The sequence below is a fragment of the Streptomyces sp. NPDC002825 genome (assembly GCF_040295385.1).
In the GTDB taxonomy this organism is placed as follows: Bacteria; Actinomycetota; Actinomycetes; order Streptomycetales; family Streptomycetaceae; genus Streptomyces.
In genome coordinates this window covers 239,164-264,146 of the sequence record NZ_JBEOVH010000003.1, presented here as the reverse complement: position 1 = coordinate 264,146, position 24,983 = coordinate 239,164, and the positions used below count along the sequence as shown (strand labels likewise).

General features: G+C 73.6%; 23 protein-coding genes and 1 pseudogene. 12 read left to right on the top strand and 12 right to left on the bottom strand.

Features of this window, described 5'->3' with window-relative positions:
• On the top strand, positions 1-1,113 hold the full coding sequence (locus ABT041_RS05900) for a PP2C family protein-serine/threonine phosphatase (RefSeq protein WP_351179601.1): 1,113 nt from the start codon (positions 1-3) through the stop codon (positions 1,111-1,113).
• On the opposite strand, the gene ABT041_RS05895 is transcribed toward ABT041_RS05900, so the two are convergent.
• Positions 1,110-1,979: a carbon-nitrogen hydrolase family protein gene (locus ABT041_RS05895; protein WP_351179598.1), complete on the bottom strand. Its 870-nt coding sequence runs from the start codon at positions 1,977-1,979 to the stop codon at positions 1,110-1,112. The genes ABT041_RS05900 and ABT041_RS05895 overlap by 4 nt on opposite strands.
• Positions 1,980-1,984: 5 nt before the next feature.
• Entirely contained in the window at positions 1,985-3,478 is a 1,494-nt protein-coding gene (locus ABT041_RS05890) for an APC family permease (RefSeq protein ID WP_351179595.1), read from the bottom strand.
• 320 nt (positions 3,479-3,798) lie between these two features.
• On the opposite strand from ABT041_RS05890, the gene ABT041_RS05885 reads away from it, so the two are divergent.
• Positions 3,799-5,682, top strand: a complete 1,884-nt coding sequence (locus ABT041_RS05885) for an alpha/beta fold hydrolase (protein WP_351179592.1) — start codon at positions 3,799-3,801, stop codon at positions 5,680-5,682.
• 60 nt (positions 5,683-5,742) lie between these two features.
• On the opposite strand, the gene ABT041_RS05880 is transcribed toward ABT041_RS05885, so the two are convergent.
• Entirely contained in the window at positions 5,743-7,107 is a 1,365-nt protein-coding gene (locus ABT041_RS05880; RefSeq protein WP_351179589.1) for an NtaA/DmoA family FMN-dependent monooxygenase, read from the bottom strand.
• Positions 7,104-8,237, bottom strand: coding sequence for an LLM class flavin-dependent oxidoreductase (locus tag ABT041_RS05875; RefSeq protein ID WP_351179586.1), 1,134 nt, complete (start codon positions 8,235-8,237; stop codon positions 7,104-7,106). Before ABT041_RS05875 ends, ABT041_RS05880 begins: the two co-directional genes overlap by 4 nt.
• Positions 8,238-8,733: 496 nt before the next feature.
• Between ABT041_RS05875 and ABT041_RS05870 the strand changes: the two genes are divergently transcribed.
• Positions 8,734-9,903, top strand: a complete 1,170-nt coding sequence (locus ABT041_RS05870) for an alpha/beta hydrolase family protein (protein WP_351179583.1) — start codon at positions 8,734-8,736, stop codon at positions 9,901-9,903.
• Between the two features lie 18 nt (positions 9,904-9,921).
• On the opposite strand, the gene ABT041_RS05865 is transcribed toward ABT041_RS05870, so the two are convergent.
• The 3 genes from ABT041_RS05865 to ABT041_RS05855 form a co-directional block, all read right to left on the bottom strand.
• Complete coding sequence (locus ABT041_RS05865) at positions 9,922-10,506, bottom strand: nucleosidase (protein WP_179199903.1); 585 nt, start codon at positions 10,504-10,506, stop codon at positions 9,922-9,924.
• A gap of 95 nt (positions 10,507-10,601) precedes the next feature.
• Positions 10,602-12,020 carry a VWA domain-containing protein gene (locus ABT041_RS05860; RefSeq protein ID WP_502976383.1) on the bottom strand — a complete coding sequence of 473 codons (1,419 nt, stop codon included), beginning with the start codon at positions 12,018-12,020 and terminating at the stop codon, positions 10,602-10,604.
• A complete protein-coding gene (locus ABT041_RS05855; protein ID WP_351179579.1) occupies positions 12,017-12,904 on the bottom strand; it encodes an AAA family ATPase in 888 nt (295 codons plus the stop codon). The genes ABT041_RS05860 and ABT041_RS05855 overlap by 4 nt, the downstream gene beginning before the upstream one ends.
• Positions 12,905-13,084: 180 nt before the next feature.
• On the opposite strand from ABT041_RS05855, the gene ABT041_RS05850 reads away from it, so the two are divergent.
• Positions 13,085-14,257, top strand: coding sequence for a PP2C family protein-serine/threonine phosphatase (locus tag ABT041_RS05850; protein WP_351179576.1), 1,173 nt, complete (start codon positions 13,085-13,087; stop codon positions 14,255-14,257).
• A gap of 170 nt (positions 14,258-14,427) precedes the next feature.
• Positions 14,428-14,793 (top strand): luciferase domain-containing protein, encoded by a 366-nt coding sequence (locus ABT041_RS05845; RefSeq protein ID WP_245727810.1) that lies wholly within the window; start codon positions 14,428-14,430, stop codon positions 14,791-14,793.
• Between the two features lie 77 nt (positions 14,794-14,870).
• Here the strand turns inward: ABT041_RS05845 and ABT041_RS05840 are convergent, their stop codons facing one another.
• Together ABT041_RS05840 and ABT041_RS05835 are read right to left on the bottom strand one after the other, a co-directional pair.
• Positions 14,871-15,788, bottom strand: a complete 918-nt coding sequence (locus tag ABT041_RS05840) for a DUF6891 domain-containing protein (RefSeq protein WP_351179572.1) — start codon at positions 15,786-15,788, stop codon at positions 14,871-14,873.
• A gap of 44 nt (positions 15,789-15,832) precedes the next feature.
• Positions 15,833-16,324, bottom strand: coding sequence for a PaaI family thioesterase (locus ABT041_RS05835; protein ID WP_351179570.1), 492 nt, complete (start codon positions 16,322-16,324; stop codon positions 15,833-15,835).
• Between the two features lie 107 nt (positions 16,325-16,431).
• Here ABT041_RS05835 and ABT041_RS05830 point away from each other — a divergent pair, with 107 nt between their 5' ends.
• The 4 genes and pseudogenes from ABT041_RS05830 to ABT041_RS05815 all read left to right on the top strand — a co-directional run bounded on the left by ABT041_RS05830 (position 16,432) and on the right by ABT041_RS05815 (position 19,412).
• Positions 16,432-16,908, top strand: a complete 477-nt coding sequence (locus ABT041_RS05830; RefSeq protein WP_351179567.1) for a winged helix-turn-helix transcriptional regulator — start codon at positions 16,432-16,434, stop codon at positions 16,906-16,908.
• Between the two features lie 203 nt (positions 16,909-17,111).
• On the top strand, positions 17,112-17,966 hold the full coding sequence (locus ABT041_RS05825; protein WP_351179563.1) for a YhjD/YihY/BrkB family envelope integrity protein: 855 nt from the start codon (positions 17,112-17,114) through the stop codon (positions 17,964-17,966).
• A gap of 543 nt (positions 17,967-18,509) precedes the next feature.
• Positions 18,510-18,746, top strand: a pseudogene (locus tag ABT041_RS05820) (response regulator transcription factor); the annotation flags it as partial.
• Positions 18,747-18,908: 162 nt separating this feature from the next.
• Positions 18,909-19,412, top strand: coding sequence for an NUDIX domain-containing protein (locus ABT041_RS05815; RefSeq protein WP_351179560.1), 504 nt, complete (start codon positions 18,909-18,911; stop codon positions 19,410-19,412).
• Positions 19,413-19,468: 56 nt separating this feature from the next.
• Here ABT041_RS05815 and ABT041_RS05810 read toward each other — a convergent pair whose 3' ends face one another.
• Positions 19,469-19,990 (bottom strand): AMIN-like domain-containing (lipo)protein, encoded by a 522-nt coding sequence (locus ABT041_RS05810; RefSeq protein ID WP_351180016.1) that lies wholly within the window; start codon positions 19,988-19,990, stop codon positions 19,469-19,471.
• 118 nt (positions 19,991-20,108) lie between these two features.
• Between ABT041_RS05810 and ABT041_RS05805 the strand changes: the two genes are divergently transcribed.
• The 3 genes from ABT041_RS05805 to ABT041_RS05795 all read left to right on the top strand — a co-directional run bounded on the left by ABT041_RS05805 (position 20,109) and on the right by ABT041_RS05795 (position 21,612).
• Positions 20,109-20,771: a DUF6629 family protein gene (locus tag ABT041_RS05805; RefSeq protein WP_351179557.1), complete on the top strand. Its 663-nt coding sequence runs from the start codon at positions 20,109-20,111 to the stop codon at positions 20,769-20,771.
• A gap of 11 nt (positions 20,772-20,782) precedes the next feature.
• Positions 20,783-20,995 (top strand): hypothetical protein, encoded by a 213-nt coding sequence (locus ABT041_RS05800; protein WP_351179554.1) that lies wholly within the window; start codon positions 20,783-20,785, stop codon positions 20,993-20,995.
• 122 nt (positions 20,996-21,117) lie between these two features.
• Positions 21,118-21,612, top strand: coding sequence for a peptidylprolyl isomerase (locus ABT041_RS05795; protein ID WP_351179551.1), 495 nt, complete (start codon positions 21,118-21,120; stop codon positions 21,610-21,612).
• Between the two features lie 236 nt (positions 21,613-21,848).
• Here ABT041_RS05795 and ABT041_RS05790 read toward each other — a convergent pair whose 3' ends face one another.
• Both ABT041_RS05790 and ABT041_RS05785 read right to left on the bottom strand, forming a co-directional pair.
• Complete coding sequence (locus ABT041_RS05790) at positions 21,849-22,097, bottom strand: type B 50S ribosomal protein L31 (RefSeq protein ID WP_351179548.1); 249 nt, start codon at positions 22,095-22,097, stop codon at positions 21,849-21,851.
• 137 nt (positions 22,098-22,234) lie between these two features.
• The gene (locus ABT041_RS05785) at positions 22,235-24,889 is read right to left on the bottom strand and encodes a SpoIIE family protein phosphatase (RefSeq protein WP_502976382.1); all 2,655 of its coding nucleotides are present in this window, start codon (positions 24,887-24,889) and stop codon (positions 22,235-22,237) included.
• Between the last annotated feature and the right edge of the window lie 94 nt (positions 24,890-24,983).

Here is a 24,983-nt window from a genome sequence, read left to right as displayed (position 1 = left end):
ATGCCCGCAGCCGGCCACCGTAGCCCTCCCGGCACGGCGACGCGCACCCAGTTCAACCTCGGTCGCGCCCTGCCCTTCCTGGTCCTGGTCGTGACAGTCGTCGTCGATCTGGTCACCCCCGACCGGGAGCGCTTCGACCGGCTCCTCGTCGCCGCACCCGCGCTCGCCGCCGTCACCTGGAGTGTGCGGGAGACCGTCGCCATCGGGCTGACGGCGATGGGCGTCCGCGCACTCCTCAGCTTCAGCAGGGGCGAAGGATTCGCCTCCGAACTCCTCGCCAGCGAGGCCGTCATCGCCGCGGTGACCGCCGCCTCCGCCTGGGTCAGCCGGGTCCGGACCCGCTACGAGCGGGACCTGCGCGAGGTCACCGCCGTCGCAGACGTCGTCCAGCGGGTCGTCCTGCGCCCGCTGCCCGAACGCCTCGGACGGTTCGAACTGCACCTGCTGTACGTCGCGGCCGCGGCCAAGGCCAGGATCGGCGGCGACTTCTACGAGGCCGTCAGGATCCCCGGCGCGGTGCGCGTCATACTCGGCGACGTCCAGGGCAAGGGCCTCGGCGCCGTCGAGACCGCCTCCGTCCTGCTCGGTTCCTTCCGCGCCGCCGTCCACGAGGCCCGTGACCTCGCGGCCCTCGCGGACCGGCTCGACGAGGGCCTCGCCCGCTACGGCGCCTGGGACCCCGACTCGGACGCCTCCGAACGCTTCGCCACCGTCGTCCTGGTGGAACTCCCGGACGGCCGTGACGTCGTACGGCTCCTCAGCTGCGGCCACCCGGCGCCGCTGCTCCAGCGCGCGACCGGCGTCGAGCCGGTGCACTTCGCCGATCCGTCGCTGCCCGTCAACCTCGCGGGCCTCGCCGAGAACCACCACCGGATCGAGGAGGTGCCCTTCGGGCCGGGGGACCGGCTGCTCCTCTACACCGACGGCGTCAGCGAGACCCGCGACCGGTCCGGCACCTTCTACCCGCTGGAGCCGCGCCTGCGCGGCTGGGCCCGGGAGCCGGCCGCCGAGCTGCCCGCGCTCCTCCACCGCGACCTCGCCGCCTACGGGGCGGACGGCCTCGACGACGACGTCGCCGCCGTCGTCGTGGTCCGCCCGCCCCTGACCGACTAGGCCGGGTCGTGCGACGGCACGGGACGGAACGCACCCCCGTACATGGGCAGATCGATCCGCTCGCCGTAGCGGGCGAGCTGCTCCCAGGGACGGTTGATGCCGGCGGAGCCGTACGTACGCACGCGCGTGACGGTGTCGAGGTCGAGGACGTCGACGAGGACCTCCTCGCCGCTGCCCGCCTGCTGGCGGATCGTCCCCTCCGGGTCGACGATGACGCTTGCGCCGACCCCGGCCGGGTCGGCGGCGTTGACGTTGACGACGTACAGCTGGTTCGTCCAGGCGTTGGCCCGGGCGCAGACCAGCTCCATCTCGCGGTCGCGGGTGGTGGTCAGCGTCGGCTGGATGATCACCTCGGCTCCCAGCCAGGCCAGCTGCCGCGCCGTCTCGGGGAACGAGCCGTCGTAGCAGACGGCGAGGCCCGCGCGGCCGATGCCGGGCAGGTCGAAGACGACGAACTCGCTGCCGGGACGGGTCTGCTCGTACGGCTGCCAGGGGAAGACCTTGCGGTAGCGGGCGGCGATCTCGCCCTCGGGGGAGACGGCGAGGGCCGTGTTGTAGACGTGGCCGTCGTCGCCCTGCTCGTACACGCTGCCGGGAACCAGCCAGAGGCCGGTCTCGCGGGCCAGGGCGCACAGCTGGTCCGTCAGCGGGCCGGGGATCGGCACGGCCGCCTCCCGCATCCACGCCGCGCGCGCCTGGAGCAGCGGTGCCTCCGCGGAGAGCAGCAGTTCCGGGACGACGACGAGCTGGACGTGCGGGAAGAGGCCGCGTACCGCGCGGACCCGGTCGGCGAACCGTTCCCAACTGGCCTTCGGATCGTGGGCGACGGGGGTGGTCTGGACGGCGGCGATGGCGAGGGTGCGCATGGGGTTCAGTTCTCCGTGACGGACAGGGCGGTGACGGCCGTGCGGCCGTCCTGGAAGAAGCGGCGGTGGCGCGTGCGGACCAGCAGCATCACGAGGCCGCCGAGGACGATCGAGCCGACGCCGAGGAGGAAGACCCCGCCGACTCCGCCGACGGACGTGGAGCCGTATGCGGGGTCGGCCATGTCGTAGGCGCTGCGGACGAACGCCGCCAGCATCATCAGACCGCCGGAGGCCGGGAGGACGCCCTTGACCAGCAGGTCGCGCGGGGAGTTCCGCAGCTGCCGGCGGAAGTGCCAGGCGCAGGCGAAGCCGGTGACGCCGTAGTAGAAGGCGATCAGGAGGCCGATCGACAGGATCGCGTCGCCGAGGAAGTCGGCGGAGACCAGGGTGAGCAGGACCAGGGCGACGGCCGCGACGGCTCCGCAGAACACCGTCCCGAAGGCGGGCGTGCGGAAGCGCGGGTGCATGCGGCCGAACGCGGCGGGCAGGGCGCCGTGCGCGCTCATCGAGAGCGTGCTCCGGGGGCTGGAGCCCGCGCAGGTCAGCAGGGCGCCCACGGCCGAGACGGCGATGGCGAGCGTGACGACCCGGCCGGCGGCGCCGCCGAGGACGGTGGGCGCGAGGTGGCTGAGGACGTCGGCGGCGTTCTCCTCGTTGCCGAGCCCGAGGCCCCCGGTGCCGGTCCCGGCGAAGGAGATCGCCGCGAACGCGGTGAAGAGGTAGGTGACGAGCAGGATCAGGGTGGAGGCGACCGCGGCCCTGCCGGGGGTGCGGTCGCTGTCGACGGTCTCCTCGTTGAAGGTGATCAGGGCGTCCCAGCCCCAGTAGATGAAGAGGCAGAGGAGCACCGCCTCGGAGAAGGAGCCGAAGTCGTCGAAGGCGAAGGGGGAGACCCAGTTCAGGGACGGGGTGGCGGCACCGTCCCGGGCGAAGGCGGCGACGCCGAAGGCGAGCATCGCGAGGAGCTGGAGGCCGAGCATCGCGTACTGCACGTGGGCGGCGAGCTGGATGCCCCGGTAGGCGACGGTGACGACCAGGGCGATGAGGACGACGGCGAGGGCGGTCACGGCGACGGTGTTGCCCGCCGCCGAGTCGAGCCCGAGGAAGGCGAGGATCGCGGTGGCCCCGACCTGGGCGAGCGCGGTCATCGCGAGGACGGTGGCGACCAGGACCGTCCAGCCGCCCGCCACCCAGCCGACGGCGGGGCCGAACGCCCGCGTGTTCCAGACGAAGGTCGTGCCGCAGTCCGGCATCTGCCGGTTGAGCTCCCGGAACGCGAAGGCTGTGAGGAGGATCGGCACGAAGCCGAGGAGCAGGGCGGCCGGGGCCAGGTCGCCCACCACGAGGGTCACCAGGCCCAGAGTGATCGCGATGCTGTACGCGGGGGCGACGGAGGCGAGCCCGAGGGCGATCGTGGCGAGGAGGCCGACGGAGTCACCCCGCAGGCCCTTCGCACCGGGTGGTGCCGCGGGGGGTGAGGTGTCGGATGCGCTGGTCATGAGGGCCTCCTGGGGAAAGCGTACGGACGTGCCGCGTTTGTTAAATGGAGATTTAAGGAAGCCGCTCGTGTATGGTCAAGGCCTCGCGGTGATTCTTTTGAATTTGATTTAACAATCGGCGTGGGCGTCCTGCCCGGCCCATCCCGTCGGGTCCGGCTCATCCGGCAAACATCGACTCCGGGGCGGCTTGTGTCGTTGCCACCCGGTTGCGCGTCCCGTGCGCCGTTCGTGCGCTCTGGTCGCCCCGTTCCCGGTACGTGAGGCTTGCGGGCATCCGCAGAGCGGACAGCCAGCAGCCCAGTCGAGAGGAACGGGTGCACGTGCCCCAGGACACGCCCTTCGTCAACGGATCGTCCGAGGATTTCCCCGGCTTCCCGGGCATCACGGCGAGCCTCACCGCCGCCGAGGCCTCCCGCATGACCGGCCGCGGCCTCTGGGCCGCCGACGGAACCGTCGACCCCGACGTCGTCCGGCTCGGCCAGACCCTCACCACCGCCCTCCTCGACGGAGGCGACCCCGAACTCCCCGCCGACCTCGCCGCGCCCCTCCAGGAGGTACGAGCCCTCGCCCTGCCCGCGTACCACCGCATCGAGGCCACGGACGGCATCCGGCTCTCCGCCTTCAGCCTCCGGCAGCTGGGACCCGGCCCGCACCCGTTGGTCGTCGTCCCGGCCGGCTGGACCCCCTTCGGCTGGCCGCTGTTCCTCTGGTGCTACCTCGCCCTCGCCCGCCGGGGCTACCACGTCCTCGCCTACACCCCGCGTGGCCTCGGCATCCCCGGACTGCCCTCCACCTCCGAGGGCTTCGTCGACGTCGCGGGACCGCACGACTGGGCCGACGGCTCAGCCGTCGTCGACTTCGCGGTCGAGCACCTCGCCCCGAGCGCGATCGGTTTCCTCGGCGAGTCCTACGGCTCCGGCATCAGCCAGCTCGTCGCCGCCCACGACGACCGCGTCGCCGCCGTCGTCGCGCTCAGCACCTGGGGGAACCTCGCCGGCAGCCTCTACGACCACGGCACCCGTCACCTCGCCGCCGTGAAGGCCCTCCTCGCGCTCACCGGCGGCCCGGTGGAGAGCAAGTTCGACGAGGCGAACCAGGAGATCCTCGCCGACTTCCTCGCCGACCGGAACCTCGACCGGGTCGTCGAGTGGGGCCGGCTGCGCGCCCCCGAGTCGTACCTCCACCTCACCAACGAGAACGAGACGCCCACCTTCTTCTCGAACACCTGGCACGAGGGCCTCTTCGCCGTGAACCAGCTCCTGAAGACCTTCGACGGGCTCGACGTCCCCAAGCGGCTCAACCTCTGGATCGGCGACCACGCCGCCCCCGAGGGCCCGGGCCTCATCGGCACCGAGCCCGGCAGGACCAACGTCCCCATGACCGAGGCGTACGCCTGGCTCGACCACCACCTCAAGGGCGAACGCAACGGCGTGGAGGACTGGGAACAGGTCTGCGGCCAGGTCATGTTCACCTACGTCACCGAACCCGTACTCGACCCCGGCACCGGCGAGCCGACCGGCGAGAACCGGATCGTCGAGGAGGCCCGCCGGGAGAGCCGCGCCGACTGGAGCCGGGTCACCACCGGCGTCGAGGTGTTCGGCCTCACCGGCGACGGCGCGGCCGGCACCGACGGCCGGCTCCTCCCGGCCGGCGAGACGGCGGCTCCCTCGGAGGTCACCGGCTGGCGCCGCGCGTTCCTCGCGGGCGTGGACACCGAGGCCACCGTCATGGACGCGCTCATGGAGACGGGCCAGGCGGAACGGGCCGGGAACCCGAAGACCTACGACACCCGCAAGATCGACCGGCGGCACGCCCTCGCCTGGACCACCGCACCGCTCACCGCCCCGGAAGGGGACGGCGCGTCCGGTCGCCGCGTCCGGGGCGTCCCGCGACTGCGCCTCACGGTCCGCTCCACGGCGACCTCCGCCGGACTGGTCGCCCACCTCTTCGACGTCGCCGAGGACGACACGGCCCGGATCATCACCCACGAGCCGCTCAACGTGTACGGGCTGACGCCCGACCAGGACCGCACCGTCACCTGGCGGCTCCAGGCCGCCGCGTACGACATCGCCACCGGACACCGGCTGATGCTGGTCGTCGACAGCAAGGACCCGCTGTACGGGGACGCCTCCGTCACCTGGACCCAGACCGTGATCAGCTCCCCGGAGGGCGCACCGGCCTTCCTGGAACTGCCCCTGGGCTGAGGGCGCGGCAGGACGACGGAGACGGGTGCCCGGAGGTTCCGGGCACCCGCCCCCGCAAGGTCACGCCACGGGCGCGAGCCCCAGGTGCTCCCGGAGCGTCGTCCCCGTGTACGCCGTCCGGTACACGCCCCGCTCCTGGAGCTCCGGCACGAGCAGCTCGACGATGTCGTCGAGCCCGTCCGGCACCAGGTACGGCGAGATGTTGAATCCGTCGACGGCGCCGTGCCGCGCGAACCGGGCGAACCTGTCCGCGAGCCCGGCCGGGGTGCCGACGTGGCCGCGCTGCGGACCGAGCTCGATGACCGTTTTGCGCAGCGACCAGCCGTTGGCGTCGGCCTTCGCCCGCCATTCGGCCACCGTCTGAAGGGTCTCGCCCAGCTGGCGGGTGCCGAACTTCCCGTCGTACGCGGCGATCACCGGGTCCTCGGCGGGCAGCGGACCGTCCGCGTCCCGCCCGGACAGGTCGAAGCCCCACAGCCGGCTCGCGATGCCCAGCGCCACCGCCGGGGTGACCTGCTGGAGACGGACCCAGCGGGCCTTCTCCTCCGCCTCCTTCTCGGTCGCCCCGATGACGATCTCCGTCCCCGGCAGGATCCGCAGGGCGTCCTCGGGCCGCCCGGCCGCCCGCAGGCGGCGCCGGATGTCCTCGGCGAAGGCGAGGGCGTCGTCGAAGTCCTCACCGTGCGCGGAGAAGATCACGTCCGCGTTGCGGGCCGCGAAGTCCCGGCCCTCACCGGAGTCGCCCGCCTGGAAGATCACCGGATGGCCCTGCGCGCTGCGCGGCAGCGTCGGCGCCAGATCGAGGTCGAAGTGGTCCGTCCGTGTCCGTACGCGTCCCACCGCGTCCGGCACCGACCAGGACCGGGCGTCGGCGGAAGCGGCGACCGCCCCCTCGGACCAGCCGTTCCACACGGCCCGCGCGACGGAGAGGAACTCCTCGGCGCGCCGGTAGCGGTCGGCGTGGTCCAGGAAGCCGCCGCGCCGGAAGTTCTCGCCGGTCCAGGCATTGTGGGTGGTCACCATGTTCCAGCCGGCCCGGCCGCCCGACAGCAGGTCCAGTCCGGCGAGCCGCCGGGCGAGGTCGCCGGGCTCGTTGAAGGTGGTGTTGGAGGTGGAGACGAGCCCGATCCGCTCGGTGGCGGCGGCGAGCGCCGACAGCTGGGTGATCGAGTCCGGCCGTCCTGCGACGTCCAGCTCGTGGATGCCGCCCTGCGACTCGCGCAGCCGCAGCCCGTCCCCGAGGAAGAAGGCGTCGAAGAGCCCGCGTTCGGCGGTCCTCGCCACTCTCAGGAAGGTCGCCGGGTCGATCTGGGAACCGCTGGCCGGGTCCGACCAGATCGTCCAGTGGTTGACGCCCTGGACGAAGACTCCGAAGTGCAGCCGGGCGTCAGGGCGCGGGACGTCGTCGCGGTCGGTGCGGGTCATCGGGTCTCCTCCCGGACGGGCGCGGGGGCACCGTCGGTCGTGAAGCGGCTGAGGGGCCGGGGGAGGCCCAGGGAGGTGCGCAGGGTGGTGCCCGGGAGGGGGCGTGCGGCGATCCGCCGGACGAACAGCTCGGGAAGGACGAGCCGGGACAGCACGGCGAGGTCCTCGTCGAGGACGAGCGGATGCAGCCGCACCCCGTCCACATGGCCGGCCAGCTCCGTCAGGAGGTCCAGCAGGCCGGCGGCGGAACCGGAGTACCGCAGCCGGTCCCGGCCGCCCTCCCACGGGGCGTACCGCTCCAGGTCGGCGATGCGCTCCCGCGCCGTGGCGTCCGGGGTGTCGAGGGCGACCTCGATCTCGGCGAAGGCGAGCGGCCTCCCGGCGGCCGCGGCCGCGGCCGCCTCGCCCACCTCGGCCGGCGTGGCACCGTCGACCAGCGCCACATCGACGAGACCGGCCGGGACGAGACCCGGACGGGCGAAGACCACCGGCCGGCCCTGTGGCGGGCGCGGCACGATCGACGGGCCCTTCACGGAGTACGTCTCGCCCGTGAAGTCGATGGCGTGCAGCCGGGAGCGGTCCAGGTAGCGGCTGGTGGCCACCGACCGGATCACCGCGTCGTCCTCCCACGAGTCCCAGAGGTCTCCCACGACCCGGAGGCCGTCACGGGCCTCGCGGGCGATCGCGTCGGCTCCCTCGACGAGCGGCCGCCCCCAGGCGCGGGCCGCGGCGGGGTCCTCCTCGGCCCCGACCACCCAGCCGGCCCGGCCGGCCGAAACGTGGTCGAGCGTGGAGAGCTGCGAGGAGATGTGGAACGGCTCGGCGTACGTGGTCGCCACGACCGGAGCGATGCCGAGGACGCTCGTCGACGCGGCCGCGAACGCCGCCCGCTCGACCGCGCCGATCCGTCCCACGGGGCCGGACTCGGCGGGGGACCCGGCGCCGGGCGGCAGGATCGAGTCCTCAAGGGTGATCAGGGTGAAGCCGGCGTTCTCGGCGGCGGCCGCGACCCGGGCGAGCCGACGCGGGGTCAGCAGCTCGCCGGGCGAGTGCGTGGCACGGCGCCACGCGGCCGGGTGGGCACCGTCGCCGTCGATCTCGACGGCCAGGTGCAGGGCAGGGCGGGGCATGGGGAGTCCTTCCGAACGACAGGGACGCACGACGGCGCGGCAGCGGTGCGGAACACGGCTGCGGCCGGGGGTCGGGCGACGGGACGTCACGGGACGCGCGGACCCACGCGGGGCGGGGTCAGGCGCGAGCGGAAGGACAGATGGCCGAGGAGGTACGGCAGTAGTCGACGTGCCGACGGCAGACGAGTCGGGTGCTCGAACGGGCGGAGGCCAGCGCGGTGGTGAGCGTCGCGAGCACGTGCGCCTCCCCCCGGGTTCCGGTCCCGTCCGGGGCGCGGACGGCGACTCCTCAACCATAGGCAGCCCGCCTTCGGAACTGTCAAGATCGTCTCGAACGACGGATGTGAGGGCGGTGCGCGTGACGAACGCCCCGACACGTGAAGGCGGGCAAGCCCTCCGGGCGCCCTCGTCCGGATGCCGCGTCAGACCCTGGTCTGACGGAAGGTGGGCCCGTGGACGGACGTGCGGGACCGGCCCCGGCGCCTAGCGTGCCCGCATGATCCGATTCACCAGGGCGGCCGCGGCCGCCGTTCTCGTCTGCTCCCTCGCCTTACCCGCCGGCGTCGCCACGGCGGCCGACACGGACAGGCCCGCCACGGGCGCGCCGGCGCAGGCCGCCCGGCCCGCCACGCTGCCGGCCCCGACCGGGCCGTACACCGTCGGCAGCACGGTCCTGCCGCTCGTCGACCACTCCCGCACCGATCCCTGGGTGCCCACCGCCGACGGCCGCGCGCTCATGGTCACGCTGCACTACCCGGCCGCCCACCCCGGCGGCGGCCGCCCCGCCCCGTACGCCACCCGCGACGAGGCGCGCCTGCTCGCCGAACAGCTCGGGCGCGGCGTCTCCGGCGACGTCCTCGCCCGCACCCGCACCCACAGCAGGACCGACGCCCTGCCCGCGCCGGGCCGGCACCCCCTCGTGCTGCTCTCGCCGGGCTTCAGCGTCTCCCGCTGGACGCTCACGAACCTCGCCGAGGACCTCGCCTCGCGGGGCTACGTCGTCGCCTCGGTCGACCACGCCTACGAGTCGTACGGGATCAGCCTCCCCGGCGGCCGCACCCTCACCTGCGTCGCCTGCACGGCGCTCGAAGAGGGCGGGGTGCACGGGAGCGTCGTCACCACGACCCGCGCCGCCGACATGCGGTACGTCCTGGACCGGCTCACCGGGCCGAAGCCCGTCTGGCGACACGCCGGTGTGATCGACGCGCGCCGCGTCGGCATGGCCGGCCACTCCATCGGCGGCGCGAGCGCGGCCACCGCGATGGCGGCCGACCCGAGGATCGACGCCGGCGTCAACATGGACGGCTTCTTCTGGGAGGACCTCCCGGCGGAGGGCCTGCGGGGCCGCCCGTTCCTGATGCTCGGAACCGACGAGATGCACCGGGCCGGCGGGGGAGACGCCAGCTGGGACCGGGCGTGGGCCGCGCTCGACGGGTGGAAGCGCTGGATCACGGTCGCCGGATCCGAGCACTTCACCTTCTCCGACGGCCCCGTGATCCAGCGTCACTTCGGACTGCCCCAGCCCGAGCTGCCCGCCGACCGGGCCGTCGCCGTCACCCGGACCTGTCTCGCGGCCTTCTTCGACCAGCACCTGCGCGGAATCCCGCGCCCGGTCCTCGACGGCCCGACGCCCGAGAACCCGGAGGTCCACTTCCAGCACCGCTGAGCCGCGGCAGGGCGGGGGTCAGGAGCGGTACGGGGTGTTCGCCTCCGCCCAGTCGGCCAGCGCCCGCGCGCACTCGGCGACCGATTCGCGCCAGGTGCGCGCGGCGCCGTCACCGGCCTCGTCGCTGACGTGCTTCACGATGCGCAGCGGCACCCCGGCGAGCTCCGCGGCCGCCGCGAGCGCGTACCCCTCCATGTCGACCAGCGGCGCCCGCTCCGCGAGCCGGGCCCGGGCCGCCTCGTCCGAGATGAACGCGTCGCCGGTGGCGAGGACCACGTCACCGCCGTCCGGCAGCGTCAGCGGCGCGCCGTACGTCTCGCCGGTCAGCGTGGCGAGCAGCTGCCCGTCGAGGTCGTGCTGCAGCACCGTGCCGACGACGTGCGTCCCGGTCCAGCCGGGCCGCAGGGCCCCGGCCGTCCCCAGGTTCACGATCCCGGACGGCCGCGGCCCCCGGCCGAGCACGGTCGCGAGCGCGGTGGCCGCGTTCACCTTGCCCATGCCGGTGAGCAGGACGGGCAGCTCCGTGTCGAGGAACTGCGCCTCTTCCTTGACGGCCAGCACGAGCAGGGGCCGGTCGGCGGTGATCTCTCCCAAGAGTTCCATGGGGGCCACGCTAGTTCGAGGGCCCGCCCGGCGTACAACCGGGCGGGTCCCGGACCGGCGAAACAGTTCCGCCGCTACGGGGCCGTGCCCCGTCCTCACACGGGCAGCAGCCGGCCGATCAGCTCCCCGAGCTGGCGGGCGTTGCGGCAGGGGCGCATCTCCACGAGTTCCGCGTAGGCCGGGGCCACCGAGTCGCCCGTGCCCCAGAGCGAGGGCTGTTCGGGATTGAGCCAGCGGACCCGCCGCGCGCGGTCCGCGATGCTCCTGAGCGCCGCGAGGTTCGGGTCGGCCCCGTTGGTGCGGGCGTCGCCGAGGACGAAGACGACCGTGCGCGGGCCGATCGCCTCCGCGTACCGCTCGGCGAACTCCCCGAGCGCCGTCCCGTAGTCGCTCTGCCCGTGCCAGCCCGTGAGATCCGCCTCCGCGAGGATCCGCTCGCCCAGCCCCGCCGGGTCCGCCGCGCCCCGCGCGATGAGTCCGGTGACCTCGTCCACCCGGTTGACGAAGGCGAAGACCCGCACCCGGCTGAACTGGTCGTGCAGGGCCTGCACCAGCAGCATCGTGAACTGCGCGAACCCGGCCACCGACCCCGACACGTCGCACAGCAGGACCAGCTCGGGACGCCGGGGAGGGCGCCGCCGCAGGACCGGGCGCACCGGCACGCCGCCGGTCGAAAGGGAGCCGCGCAGCGTCCGTCGCAGATCGATCTCCCCGCGCGCCGCCCGGCGCCGCCGCGCCGCGAGCCGGGTGGCCAGCTTCCGCGCCAGCGGCCGTACCGTACGCCGCAGCTCGTCCAGCTGTGCCCGCCCGGCGATCAGGAAGTCCACGCCGTCCGCGGTCCCCGCGACCGCCCGCCGCGCGACCCGGTCACGGCCCTGCCGCTCGGCGACGCGCCGCCGGGCCTCGGTCCGCACACGCTCCCGGAAGGCCTCGATCCGCCGCCGGATCTCGTCGTCGAGGAGCCGCTCGGTGAACTCGGGCTCGCCGTCGGTGGCCGCCGCCCGCAGCCGGTCGCGCACCCGGGCGAGCAGGGTCTCCGGGCGCAGCCGGGAGAGCGTCTGGTACGAGGACCAGCCGTCCGACTCCGGGCCGGAACCGAACCCCCCGAACCCGCCCACCGCCTCCGCGGCCAGCCGGTCGAGCGCGGCGCCGTCACCGGCGGTGAGGGCCTCCGCGAGCCGGTCCCGGAGTGCGGCGAGGTCCGCGGGCGTGTTCTCGTACGTCTCGGCCGCTCCGGGAACGCCGCCGAGCGGAAAGTACAGGTCGAAGACCTGGTCGAACACCGTCCGCCCGCCCTGGCCGTGGAGCAGCGTCGCCGCCAGCGACTCCCGGATCCGCTCCCGGTCGCCGAAGCCGACGGCTTCGAGGGCCAGCCCCGCGTCCACCGTCTCGCCGGTGCCGATCCCGAACCCGTGCGCGCGCAGCGCCGCCACGAGCCCGGTGAGCCGCACCGCGACCCCGGCGGGACGGGCCGCACCTCCCGTCTCGGAGGCCGCCGCCCGCGCCCCGCTCACACCGCGTCCAGGTCGAGCTTGGCCGCCGCCTTCACGATGTCGTCCTGGTGCTTGAGGAGCACGCCGAGGGTCTCCCGTACGACCCGCTCGTCCAGCCGGTCCGCGCCGAGCGCGAGCAGCGTGCGGGCCCAGTCGATCGTCTCCGACACGGACGGCACCTTTCGCAGGTCCATCGCCCGCAGCGCCCCGACGACCCGCACGACGGACGCTGCGAGCGCGGCGTCGAGGCCCGGCACCTTGAGGGTCACGATCCGGCGCTCCAGCTCCTCCTCGGGGAAGCCGATGTGCAGGAAGAGACAGCGGCGCCGCAGCGCCTCGGACAGCTCGCGGCTCGCGTTCGAGGTGAGGACCGTGAACGGCCGCCGGGCCGCCGTGATCGTGCCGAGTTCGGGCACGGTCACCTGGAAGTCGCTGAGCACCTCCAGGAGCAGCCCCTCCACCTCGACGTCCGCCTTGTCGGTCTCGTCGATGAGCAGCACCGTGGGCTCCTCGGACCGGATGGCGGTGAGCAGCGGCCGGGGGAGCAGGAACTCCTCGCCGAAGATGTCCGTCCGCGTCTCGTCCCAGGACTCGCCCCGGCCTGCGGTGATCCGCAGCAGCTGCTTGGCGTGGTTCCACTCGTACAGCGCGCGGGACTCGTCGACGCCCTCGTAGCACTGCAGCCGGACCAGGCGTGCCCCCGTGACCTCGGTGACGGCCTTGGCCAGCTCCGTCTTGCCGACGCCGGCGGGACCTTCGACGAGCAGCGGCTTGCCCAGCCGGTCGGCGAGGAAGACGGTGGTGGCGACGGCGGGCGACGCCAGGTAGCCCGTGGTGGCGAGCCGTTCGGCGACGTCGTCGACGGAGGCGAAGAACCCGGTCGTGGTGGCTGATCCGGTCGTCATGCTGTCCCCCCGGGAAGCGAAAACTCGTACTGGCCAGTAGCCTCAGGTGTACTTGATCAGATCGGACACCACCGCACAACCGTCCCGCGTGAGCTCCGTGCCGCGCGCGGGAGGGCCGCCGCTGGTGCAATGGGGGGACCGGGTGCATCGCCCGGAGGCCCGCACGGCGGTAGAGGTGTCGTGGCGGAACAGGACGAGGCCGCTCTGACCAGGGCACGGGCCCTGGAGCTGGCGATAGGCGAGATCGGCACGACGCTCGACGGGCCGACCACGTGCCGCGAGCTCGCGGCCTTCCTCGCCCGTCATCTGCACGGCTCCGTCACGGTCGACCTGCTCGACGAACCGGGAGGCCCGGTCCGGCGCACGGCCTCGGCGGGGGCGGTAGGGCCTCAGGGAGCGGGGGAGACCGGCGGTGGCACCCTGCATCCGGCCTCGGTGGAAGCGGCGGACACCGGTGCCGGCGACCGCGTACCCAGCCTCGCCGTACCCCTCGCCGTCCACGACGAGCGCCCCCTCGGGGCGGTGATCGTCACGCGCCGCAATGGCCCCGGTTTCACCGCCGACGAGGTCGCGGTCCTCCGGCACGCGGTGCGGCTCGCCGCCCGCCACCTCGGCCATGCCCGCCGGCTCGTCGAGACCGAGGAGACCGCCCTCCATCTCCAGCGGGCCCTCGTCGCCGAACCCGGTCTGCCGCACCCCAACCTGGAGATCGCGGGCAGCTACCTCCCGGCGGGTCCCCGCGCCCTCGTGGGCGGCGACTGGTTCGAGACCGTACGGCTCCACTTCGGCCGCAGCCTTCTCGTCGTGGGCGACGTGATGGGCCACGGGCTCGACGCGGCCGTGGACATGAACGCGTACCGCGCACTGCTCCGCGAGGTCGCCGGAACCGATCTGCCGCCGCACCGGGTGCTGCGCCACCTCGACTCCGTGGTCGCCGAGGACGACGCCCGCCGGCCCGCCACCTGTCTGATCGTCCGGGTGGACCCCGTCCGCGGCGCCGCCACCTTCGCCAACGCCGGGCACCTGCCACCCGCCGTGTTCGGCGCGGACGGTTCCGTGGAGCTCGTCGACCTTCCGGTGGGGCCGCCGCTGGGCACCGGCGTCGGCGGCTACGAAGCGGCCACCCGCCCGCTCGCCGCCGGGGAGACCCTGCTGATGTTCACCGACGGCCTCGTCGAGCGCCGCGGGGAGGACGTCGACGTCTCGCTCGCCCGCCTCGCCGCCCTCCGGCTCCCCCCGGGCTCCGGCCCCGAGCAGGTCGTCGACGAAGTGCTCCACCGGCTCGACGCCCACCGGGCGGAGGACGACGTGGCCGTCCTGGCGGCCCGCATCCGGGCCCGGCCGGCACCATGACGCAAAGTCACATCCTCCCCAGGCGAAACCGTGACACAGCGTCACACCCTCTCCACGCGGCGCCGTGACGCACGGTCACACCACCACCGTCGACGACGTGTTTCGCGCTGCGGCGGGATTGTTGCCGCAGGACGCTTGTGCGCGGCCCCCTGGCCCGGCACGCTCCTCGTATGAACACGGCCAGGCATGCCAGTGAACGTCTGATGAGCTGGCCCTCGCTGACCCCCGGCCGCGCCCATTGCGGCGCCGAGCTCGGACTGGGCACCGGGACGCAGGAGATCGTCCACTTCCACGGCGAACACGAGGCGGACGTCCACCTCACCCGGGCCATGGTCGCGAAACTGCGCCCGGCGCTCCTCGGGTCGAGCGCGGTCCGGCTGCGGGCGGGATCGGGCTGGGTGACGGTCCGTCTGGACATGGGCTCGGACATCGACCTGCTCGCCACCCTGGTGAGCGCCGCCCTCCAGGCCAACGGCGTGCCCGACGTCGCCCCGGACGGCTGCACCCGCACCCGCCCGGTCCCCGGCACCCGCTGAACCCGCCGGGTTCCGAGGCGTCCTTCGTCTGCGCGGCCGCAGCACTCCTCACATGGGCTGATTGTCGATGCCGGTCCTCAGCCGACCAGGCGGCGGCGCCAGTCCAGAGGGGTGACGGTGATGGCCCGTCCGGGGTCACGGTCCCACTCGGTGGGGAGCCCGGCCGCTGCCAGGGCGGCCACGACCTCGTGGCCGATGGCCGCGGTGGTCTCGGACGATCCGTCGAAACCGCCGTAGAGGAGCGTCAGCCCGTGGCCGGCCGCCGCGGAGTCCGTGCACTGGGTGTGGAAGTAGACGAAGCCGCGGGCGTCGGGCCCGCCTTCGGCGCCGATCTCGGACTGACCGCAGCTGCGGCAGCAGGTGAAGTTCTCGCGGGAGGTGATACCGGCCTCCTGCAGGGCGGTGAAGGCGCGGGTGAGCCGCTCGGGGTCGGTCTCGTCCTGCCACGTGGCCTGCTCCGCGACCCGCTCCAGCCACAACCGGTCGGCCAGCGCCTGCGCCTGCTCCCGCGAGACGGGCCGGCGGTCCTCGGTGGCCAGGTACTCCTCGGCGAGCTCGGCCAGTTCGGCGCGCGAGGCGTAGCCGCCGACAAGGACCTCGCGGACGCGCTCCTCCAACTCCTCGAGCTCGTCCTCGTCGAGGTCGAGCGGCGGCACCTCGACGGCGGGGCCCATGTCCAGCGGCGACCAGGACAGGCCACCGTGCCGGCCGGCCGCCTGGCGGGCCCAGTCGGTCAGCGCCGTGACCACGTCCTCGGGACCGCCGGCCGTCGCCTGGAAGTGCCGGTCGGCGGCGCCGTCGCGGTACTCCAGCGTGTAGTCACCACCGGCCTCGTGCCACACCTGGGCGAAGACATCGGGCAGGTCGGGTATCCGCTGGACCACCAGGAACCGGTCGCCGTCGCCCCCGATCCGCCGAACCAGTCCAGCGAGCTCCTCGTCGGACACGCGGACGTGCCGCTGCCGGTTCTCCGTCTCCACCACGATCTCGAGCATGCGCAGACTCTGGCACACCCCTCTGACAGCGTGACGACAGGACCTCAGGACGGGACCGGGAACAGCATGCAGGTGCTGGTCGCGTGACCGAGGAGACGGTCCTCCCCGTCGTACAGACTCGCCTCGGCGAGCGCCGTGCGGCGCCCCTGCGAGAGCACCGTGCCGACGGCCCGGATCCTGCCCGTGTCCATCGTGACCGGGCGGAGGAAGCGGGTGGCCAGGTCGAGCGAGGTGTACGCCATGCCCTGCGGCAGCGTGCTGTGGACCGCGCAGCCGGCGGCCGAGTCGAGCAGCGTCGCGTACACGCCGCCGTGCACGCTCCCGATCGGGTTGTAGTGCTCCTCGCCCGGTTCGAGCGCGAAGACCGCGCGCCCGGGCTCGACCTCCTCCAGGGTGAAGCCGAGGAGGGAGGCGATCGGCGGTGCGGGCAGCCGTCCCGCCACCATCTCCCGCAGGAAGTCGATGCCCGCCATCGACATCGCGGCGCGCGCGGTGGCCCCGGCGTCCTCCCACTCGACCGTGCGTGACCGCCCCATGACCACTCCACTCCGCTCACCGTCAGACGGCTCTGACTCTGTATGGCGAAGCTAGCTGTCGTGTCGGCTGACTGTCAACGACAGAGCCAGGTGGCTACAGTGGGCGCATGAACTGGCTGGATACGGATACGGAGAACTGCCCGGTCCGGCGTGCCCTGGACGTCGTGGGCGAGAAATGGAGCCTGCTCATCCTGCGCGAGGCCTTCAACGGCGTCCGCCGGTACGACGAGTTCCGCCAGCACCTCGGCCTCTCGGAAGCCGTCCTCGCCGACCGCCTCCGCAAGCTCGTCGCCGCCGGCGTGCTGCGCAGTGAGCCCTACCGCGAGCCGGGCGCCCGCACCCGTCACGAGTACCGCCTGACCCGCAAGGGCGTCGACCTCTGGCCCGTACTCCTCGCCCTCAAGCAGTGGGGAGACACCCACGCCGCCGAGCCCGAGGGCCCCGTCCTCGACGTCCGGCACACCGACTGCGGCGCTCCCGTCCGCGTCGTCGTCCAGTGCGAGGGCAAGGACCAGACCGTCCTCTCCCCCCGAGACGTCACCGTCCGCCCCGGCCCGGCGGCCCGCCCGCGCCGCTCTGCGTGACCCGACCGGACAGCTTGGATTCTCGATGGACCAGGCTCTCCAGTCCGGCGGCGAAGGTCCTGCCCGTGTCGGGACTTCGCACCTGATGCGCCCGGCGCCGAGCGGGCGGGCGCCACTCGATCCACCCGGCCGCCGCGTCCGGCCCCACCCGTTCGGCCGCATCCCTGAGGTGTCCCGCCGTCCGGCCGGGTACCTCACCAGGCATGCCCTCCACTCCCGGTCCGCCGCGTGACGGTGCCCCCGACGAACACGGTCACTGGTTCGTGCGGCTCCATGCCCGCGTGCTCGCCTCGTCCGTCGGACTCGCCTGGAGTCGCGGCCGGGCCATGGAACTCATGCACCGGGCCATGGGTTTCGCGGCGCTCAGCCTGCTCACCCTCGTCCCCCTGCTCATCGTCGTCGCTGCCGCGGACCTGGCCAGCGGCCAGGGCTTCGCCCGCTGGCTGGTGCAGGGTCTCGGCGTCTCCGACGTCTCCGAGGAGGAGGTCGAGCAGCTCTTCGGCCAGCCGGGACAGGCCCTGCAACGCACCACCGCCTTCGGTCTCGCCGCCCTCGCCGCCTTCGGCGTCACCTTCGGATCCGCCGTACAGACCGGGTACGAGCGGGTCTGGGACCTCCCCACCGCCCGCTGGCACACCATGTGGCGGCACGTCGTCTGGCTCGCCGTCCTCGTCGCCTCCCTGCTGCTGTTCGTCGCGTTCCCCACACCCGACAACGCCCCGGCCGGCGTCACCACGGTCATCGCCCTCGGCGACGTCCTCGGCACGTTCGTCTTCTTCTGGTGGTCGCAGCGCTTCCTGCTCTGCGGCCGCATCCGCTGGCGCGCCCTCGCCCCCGGCGCCGTCCTCACCGCACTCGGCCTCCTCGGGCTGCGGATCTTCTCGCAGCTGGTCTTCTCCCCGCTGATCGCCTCGAACGCCGTGACGTACGGCCAGTTCGGCACCGTCCTCGTCCTCCAGTCCTGGCTCGTCGGCGTCGGTTTCGTCGTGTACGGAGGCGCCCTCGTCGGGCGCCTCGTCCACGAACACCTCGTACGCCGCCGAATGCGCCGCCCGTGACGCCGACTGGTCCCGGCGCCGCACCGCGAGGACCGTCACCGCCGCCCCGCCCAGCACCCACAGCGCGTACACCAGGCACGCACCGCCCGCCGACCAGGGGAACAGCTCCTCGGCGGGCGGTCCCGCGTCAGCGAGCCGCCGCCAGGCGTGCAGCGGAGTCGCGTGGGCGAGCACCGCCGAAAGGTGCCGTCGCTCCGTCAGCACCGCGGGCAGCAGCAGAACAAGGACGAACGTGCCGACGATCGAGGCCGCGCTCCTCCTCACCAGCGCGCCGATGGCCATCCCCGCCACCGCGCACACCGGGGCGAGCAGCGCCGAGGCCACGACGATGCGCGGCGCTCCCGCGTGGGTGATCGGGAGCCCGAGGCCCCGCGCCGACAGCACCGCCTGCGTCGACCAGAACGAAGCGACCGCGACCACCGCCCCGAACAGCGTCTGCACCACGGTCACGACCAGCACCTTCGCCGTCATGAGCGCACTGCGCGCCGGCACCGCCGTGAACGTCGTACGGATCAGCCCGCTGCCGTACTCGCCGACCACCGCCCCAGGACCGCGCCCGCGCAGCCGCGCCGTCGCGCCGAGGGGATCACCGACCGGGAGCGCGAGGTCCTCACCCTCGTCGGACGCGGTCTGTCCAACGCCGAGGTCGCCGCCGCACTCCACATCAGCATCGCCACCGCGAAGACCTACGTCACCCGGCTGCTCGCCAAGCTGGACGCCCGCGACCGCGTGCAGCTCGTGATCATCGCGTACGAGGCGGGTCTGGTCCCCGCAGGCTGACCGTTCCGCCGCCGGCTGTTCCCCCACCTGACCGTTCCGCCGCCGGACCGTTCCGGTGGCACGCTCACACGATCCGGTGATCCACTCGTGAGCCGCCGGGCCGGCCGCCCCGGACCGCTTGGATGGAGGGGATCCATTCGGTCCGTCGAGAGAGAGCCGCCCATGGCGAACACCTGGCTGCCGCCCGCCGAGTACGTCGACACGCTGCCGAGAGCGACGGCGTACGCCTGCCTCTACTTCACCGACACCGCCGGCCGCCCCTTCCAGCTCCGGGCCACCTACCAGACCGAGCTGTGGCAGTGGCCGGGCGGCAACATGGACCCGGGGGAGACGCCCTGGGAGACCGCGGTGCGCGAGTGCCACGAGGAGACGGGGCTCGTCTTCACCGGCGAGCCGCGCCTCCTGGCCGCCCACTTCGTCACCGACCGGGGCGAGGACTGGCCGGCCAACCACATCGGCTTCATCTTCGACGGGGGCGAGCTGACGGACGAGCAGATTGCCGCCGTCGTCCTCGACCCGGAGGAGCACAGCGAGTACCGCCTGCGGACCCTGGACGAGTGGGAGCGGGAGATGAGACCGCGCGAGTTCGCCCGCCTCGCCGAGATCGACCGGGCGCGAAGGACCGGGTCGACCGTGTATGTGGAGACGGGCGCCGCCGGAGTGTGAGCGGTACGGAAGGGGGGCCCGTCCACCGGGGCGGGCGGGCCCCCTTTTCCGGGCGGTCAGGCCCGGCAGCCCACGGGGTGGGCGATGTCGACGACGAACCGCTCCGGCGAGTGCAGCCGGAAGGTCTTGTACACGGGCTTGGTGTCGAAGGCGGCTCCGATGGTGACCACGCCCTCGAAGTCGCCGGTGAGCGCGACTCCCTTGAGCGCGGGCAGATAGATCTTCACGAGCCGGGGGCCCTTGTAGACGGAACGCCCGGCGTCGTCGTGGGCGGCGGCGGGGGAGAGCTTGATCTCCAGGAAGTGCTTCCCCGCCAGCGGGACCCTGTTTCCCGATCCGTCGTAGTGCAGCGACCGGGTCTGGTGGACGGTGACCGGGGGCATGGCACCCCGGACGTCGATCACGAGCCGGTCGAAGGTGGCGTGGCCGCCCCAGCGGGCGTTGACGACCAGGGCCGTGGCCGGGGTCGAGGCGCTCGGGGTCGGGGCGTTGGCCGCGCCCGCAGGGATCGTGGCGCCGATTCCGGCGGTCATCAGGATTCCCGCGGCGACAGCCGCGAGGGTGTGGCGGTGCTGCATGACGTCCCCCAATTTCTGCTGTTCCGGGGACAGAGGTGTCACTGGCAGAGACATCCATGACAACCATACGGTTCCGCCTGATATGGGGGATATGGCTGTTATCGGGTAAAAGTTCGTCATGTGCTGGAGTGCGACCGCCGATCTCTGGGCGGGCCTCGGGATCGGCGCCGTCGGCGTCGCCTCGCTGGCCTCCGTACGTCGCCCCGGCGACGCGCCGCTCGCCGCCCTGCCCCTGCTCCTCGGCGCCCACCAGGTCGTGGAGGCCGGCGTCTGGCACGCCGACGGCGGCACCGGACCCGCCACGCTCGCCTGGGCCGTGATCGCCCTTCCCCTGCTGCCCCTCTGGGTGCCGCTCGGCGTCCTGAGCGCCGCCCGCCCCGCCGACCGGCCTCGCCTGCTCGTACCGCTCGCCGCCGGCCTCGCGACCGCCGCCTTCCTCGCGTACCGCCTCGCCGCCCGCCCCGTCTCGGCCGAGATCCGCGGACACACCCTCGGCTACGCGGTCGACCTGCCGTACGCGCCGGTGGTCCTCGCCGGATACCTGCTCGCCACCGTCGGCGCCCTGCTCCTCGCCCGCGACCCGCTCCTGCGGGTCCTCGGCCTGCTCACCGGCGCCGGAGCGCTCGTCTGCGCGTTTCTCTGGCGCACCGCGTTCGTCTCCACCTGGTGCGCGCTCGCGGCGCTCGCCTCGCTGCTGCTGCTCGCCTGGGTCAGAGGGCGACCGCGGTCTCCGCGCGCGGATCCGAGCCCGGCCGACCGTAACCCGATGGCGTCTCAGTAGTTGACCAGGGCATGAAGAAGCGCAGCATGCTCGCCATCGCCTCCCTCGCCGCAGGCGTCGTCACCGCCATCGTCACCCCGCCGCCGCAGGCCAACGCCGCCGACAACCCCCTGGCGGGCACCACGGGCCTCCTCCAGGAGGACCAGACGGCCACCGTCCTCCACGAGACCGTCCAGGGCGCCGAGGGCGCCCTCCAGAACCAGCAGGCCGGCGGACTTCTCTGACCCCGTCGCAGGTGGCGACCGGTGCCCCGCGTTCCCCGTGGAACGCGGGGCACCGGCGCACCGTGACCCGGTAGGAGGCAGCCCGTGCGCGCGCCGTGTGTATCTAATGACAGGATGTCCCCATGAGCGAGAACGTTTACTTCGACATCACCATCAACGACGAGCCCGCGGGCCGCATCACCTTCAAGCTGTACGACGACGTCGTCCCGAAGACGGCCGAGAACTTCCGCACGCTCGCCACCGGCGAGAAGGGCTTCGGCTACGCCGGCTCCCCGTTCCACCGCGTCATCCCGAACTTCATGCTCCAGGGTGGCGACTTCACCCGCGGCAACGGCACCGGCGGCAAGAGCATCTGGGGCGAGAAGTTCGACGACGAGAACTTCAAGCTGAAGCACGACCGCCCGTTCCTGCTCTCGATGGCGAACGCCGGCCGCAACACCAACGGCTCGCAGTTCTTCATCACCACGGTCGTCACCGACTGGCTCGACGGCAAGCACGTCGTCTTCGGCGAGGTCGTCGAGGGCCAGGACCTGGTCAAGAAGATCGAGTCCCTCGGCTCCGCCTCCGGCGCCACCAAGGCCACCATCAAGGTCGCCGAGTCCGGCATCGTGAAGTAAGGCCGATCGCCTCTTCGGACTGAGCGGGGAGCCCTGTGCTCTCGCTCGCTCACCTGGGGCGGGGAACGCGGTCCATCGGACGCGCGTCCCCGCCTCAGCCGTGTCCTGAGAGCCCGTCGGCTCGGGCGAGCCTCGCCCGCGCCCTGCGGCACGAACTCCACCGGGACACTCCGGGCACCGGCCGGCGCCCGGTCGAACCGGCCCTCTCCTGGCCCGTTACGGACGGTCCGGAAGCCTCACTCCTCCTCGCCGAAGCGGCGCTGGAACTTGGCGATCCGGCCCTCGGTGTCCACGGTCCTCGCCGTGCCCGTGTAGAACGGATGGCTCTCGGAGGAGATCTCGACGTCGATGACGGGGTACGTGTTGCCGTCGTCCCACTCGATGGTCCGGTCGCTCGTCGCGGTGGACCTGGTCAGGAACGCGTATCCCGCCGAGCGGTCACGGAACACCACATGGCGGTATTCGGGCTGCTTGTCCTGCTGCACGTGTCCTCCTCGGGCTCCCGCCCTGGCTCGTCCGGCCTGATCGGCACGGCTCCACCCAGCCTCGCCGCGCCCACAGCCCCCGACCAGCGCCACGGGCCGACCGGGTGACGAAGGCTCCCCCGCCTCGACGGGCAGGCTCAACCGCTCTCCGCCCACCGCGCCGCGAGCAGCAACGCGATGTCGTCCGGCCGGGACGTCGCGGCCCGTGCCTCCCGGATCAGCCGGTCGGCCGTCTCCGCCAGCGGCAGCGTGCCCGTCGCGGCGAAGGCGCCGCTCAGCCGCTCGATCCCCTCGTCGATGTCCTTGCCCGGCTGCTCCACGAGACCATCCGTGAACAGCGCGAGCACGGCCCCCGGCGCAAGCCGCAGCCGCGTCAGCGGGTACGAGGCCCGGGCATCGACCCCCAGGACCATCCCGCCCGCCAGGTCCACCTGCTCCGTCGTCCCGTCCGGCCGCCGCAGCAGCGGTTGCGGATGCCCCGCACGCACCGCGCGCGCGTCACCCGTGTCCGGGTCGAGCAGGACGTAGCAGCAGCTCGCGAACTGGCCCGGGTCCAGGTCGATCAGGAGCCGGTTGGTGCCCCGCATCACGTCCTGCGGCCGATGGCCCCCGAGCGCGAACGCCCGGACGGCGCTGCGCAGCTGCCCCATGGTGGCCGCCGCGGCCACCCCGTGCCCCTGCACGTCGCCGATCACCAGGGCGAGCCGCCCCTGACCGGTCTCGATCACGTCGTACCAGTCGCCGCCCACGTCCATGCCCTGGGTGCCCGGCAGGTATCGGCCCACCGTGTCCACCCCCTCCCGCACCGGCAGCCGGTGCGGGAGCAGCGCGTCCTGCAGACCGCGCGCGACCGCCGACTCCGTGTCGTACCGCTGAGCCCGCTCCAGGGCCTGGGCGATCAGCCCCGCGAGCGCCGTGAGGACGGTCCGCTCCTCCGGACTGAAGCCGCGTGGCGTGTCGAAGCCGAGGATGCAGGAGCCGACCGGCCGGCCCGAGGCGATCAGGGGCAGGAAGGCGCGCGCGCCCGAGTGCGCGTCCAGCGGGAGGTCCGGATACGCGACGCCCAGCTGCTCCATGGACTCGAAGAAGAGCGGCCTGCCGGTCGTCAGGGTCTCGACACCCGGCACGTGGGCGTCGAGGGCCACTCCGTCGAAGGGTTCGAGGAAGCCCGGCGGGAAGCCCGTCTCCCAGGCCAGGTAGAGGCGGCGGTCGCTGAGCAGATAGATCGCCAGCTGGCGTCCGCCGAACGCCGGGAGGAGTTCCTCGGTGACCACCGCCGACACCTGGCGCGCCGTCACCGCCTCGGACAGCGCGATCGCCAGGGCCACCGGCCGGTAGAGCGCCGCCGCCCGGTCGCCGGGAGCCGACAGCATCTGCGCGGCGCGTCGCTCGCCCGGGGACAGGGCGTCGCCGGCCCGCCGCCCGCCCGGTGGCGGCGCGTCGCCGGGCTCCGACTCGCCCGGAGGCCGGGCGTCGTCGGGCCGTGACTCGCCCGGTGGCCGAGTGCTGTCCGTCCGCCCCCTGCCCGGTGACGGCGGTGCCGGATGCTCCTCCGGGACCAGGACCATCGTCAGCCCGTCGCGGCCGGGGTGGAGCGAGATCGACAGCCACCGTCCGCGGTCCGGGTGGGCCAGGAAGCGCACCGGCTCGCCGGAGAGCAGGGCGGCGCGCAGCTGTTCCTCGTGGAGGGGGTGACCGAACCACGGCAGCGCCTCCCACAGCGTCCTTCCCGCCAGTGCCGTGCGCGGCCGTCCCAGGAGGCGCTCCGTGCGCTCGTTGACGTAGGTGATGCGGCCCAGCCGGTCGATGGCCAGGATGGCCCGCGGCAGCCGGTCCGTGGCGTCGGAGCCGACCAGACCCGTACCGAGGTCCACGAGCGTGCCCTCCAGCCGCCCGCCGCCCGAGGACTCCGGGCCCTGGGCCGTCCGCCGGGCCCGGGCGGACACCTCCAGGAGGTGGAGGCCGCCGTCCGGGCCCTTCAGCCGGATCCTGCGCACCGGCGTCCGTCCGTCCGCACCCGTCGCCTGCCGGGCCGCCGCCCACAGCGCGTACCCGTCCTCGGGATCGAGGAGCGAGGTCAGTCCCTCGATCGAGCAGGGCGAGCCGAATCCCGTCCCGAGGATGGCGAGGAGCCCGTCGTCCAGCGTGACGGTGCCCGTGTCCAGGTCCCAGGAGAAGGAGCCGAACCGGACCGGCGGCCCCGAAGCGGTGGGCAGCTGCACGCACACCGGGTCGGTGCGCCACTCGACCTCCGTGCCCTGCCGCGCCAGTTCGCCCAGGGCGCCGCCGAGCTGGAGCGCGTGTCGCGTCATGCGGTCCCGGTCCCGCGCGTCCACCGGCACCCCGGGGGTCGGCGCCCGCAGTGCCACGAGCACGCCGAAGCGCTCGCGGCCCGCGACCACCGGCGCGTACAGCGAGGCGAACGGGAACGGCAGGCTCGCCACCAGCTGCGGGAAGCGCCGCATGGCCTCCTCGACGTCGGCGAGGTGGACGGGCTGGCCGGAGCGGTGCACCTCGGCGATGGGGAACGGCCGGTTCGCGTGCATGCGCCACCACGGACGGAACAAGGGACCCGGCAGCCCCACCAGGACAGCGAGCCGCAGCAGGCCCGGCGTGCCGGAACGCAGGTACACCCCGCCCGCGTACCCGCCGACCTCCTCCACCGCCGAGAGCGCCGTCTCCGCGAGGGCCCACGTCAGCGCGCCGGAAGCAGGCCCGTCGGCGGCTCCGTTCCCTGACGGACGCCCGGTGCCGCCCGCCGGGCCGGGGCCGGACGCGCCGTGCGAGGTCACACAGCCAGGATGCGCCCGAGGCGAAAGCACCCGCATCCCGGACCCGGCGGGCGCCGACAGGGGCGTACCAGGGGCCCGACACGCTCCCGTGCGC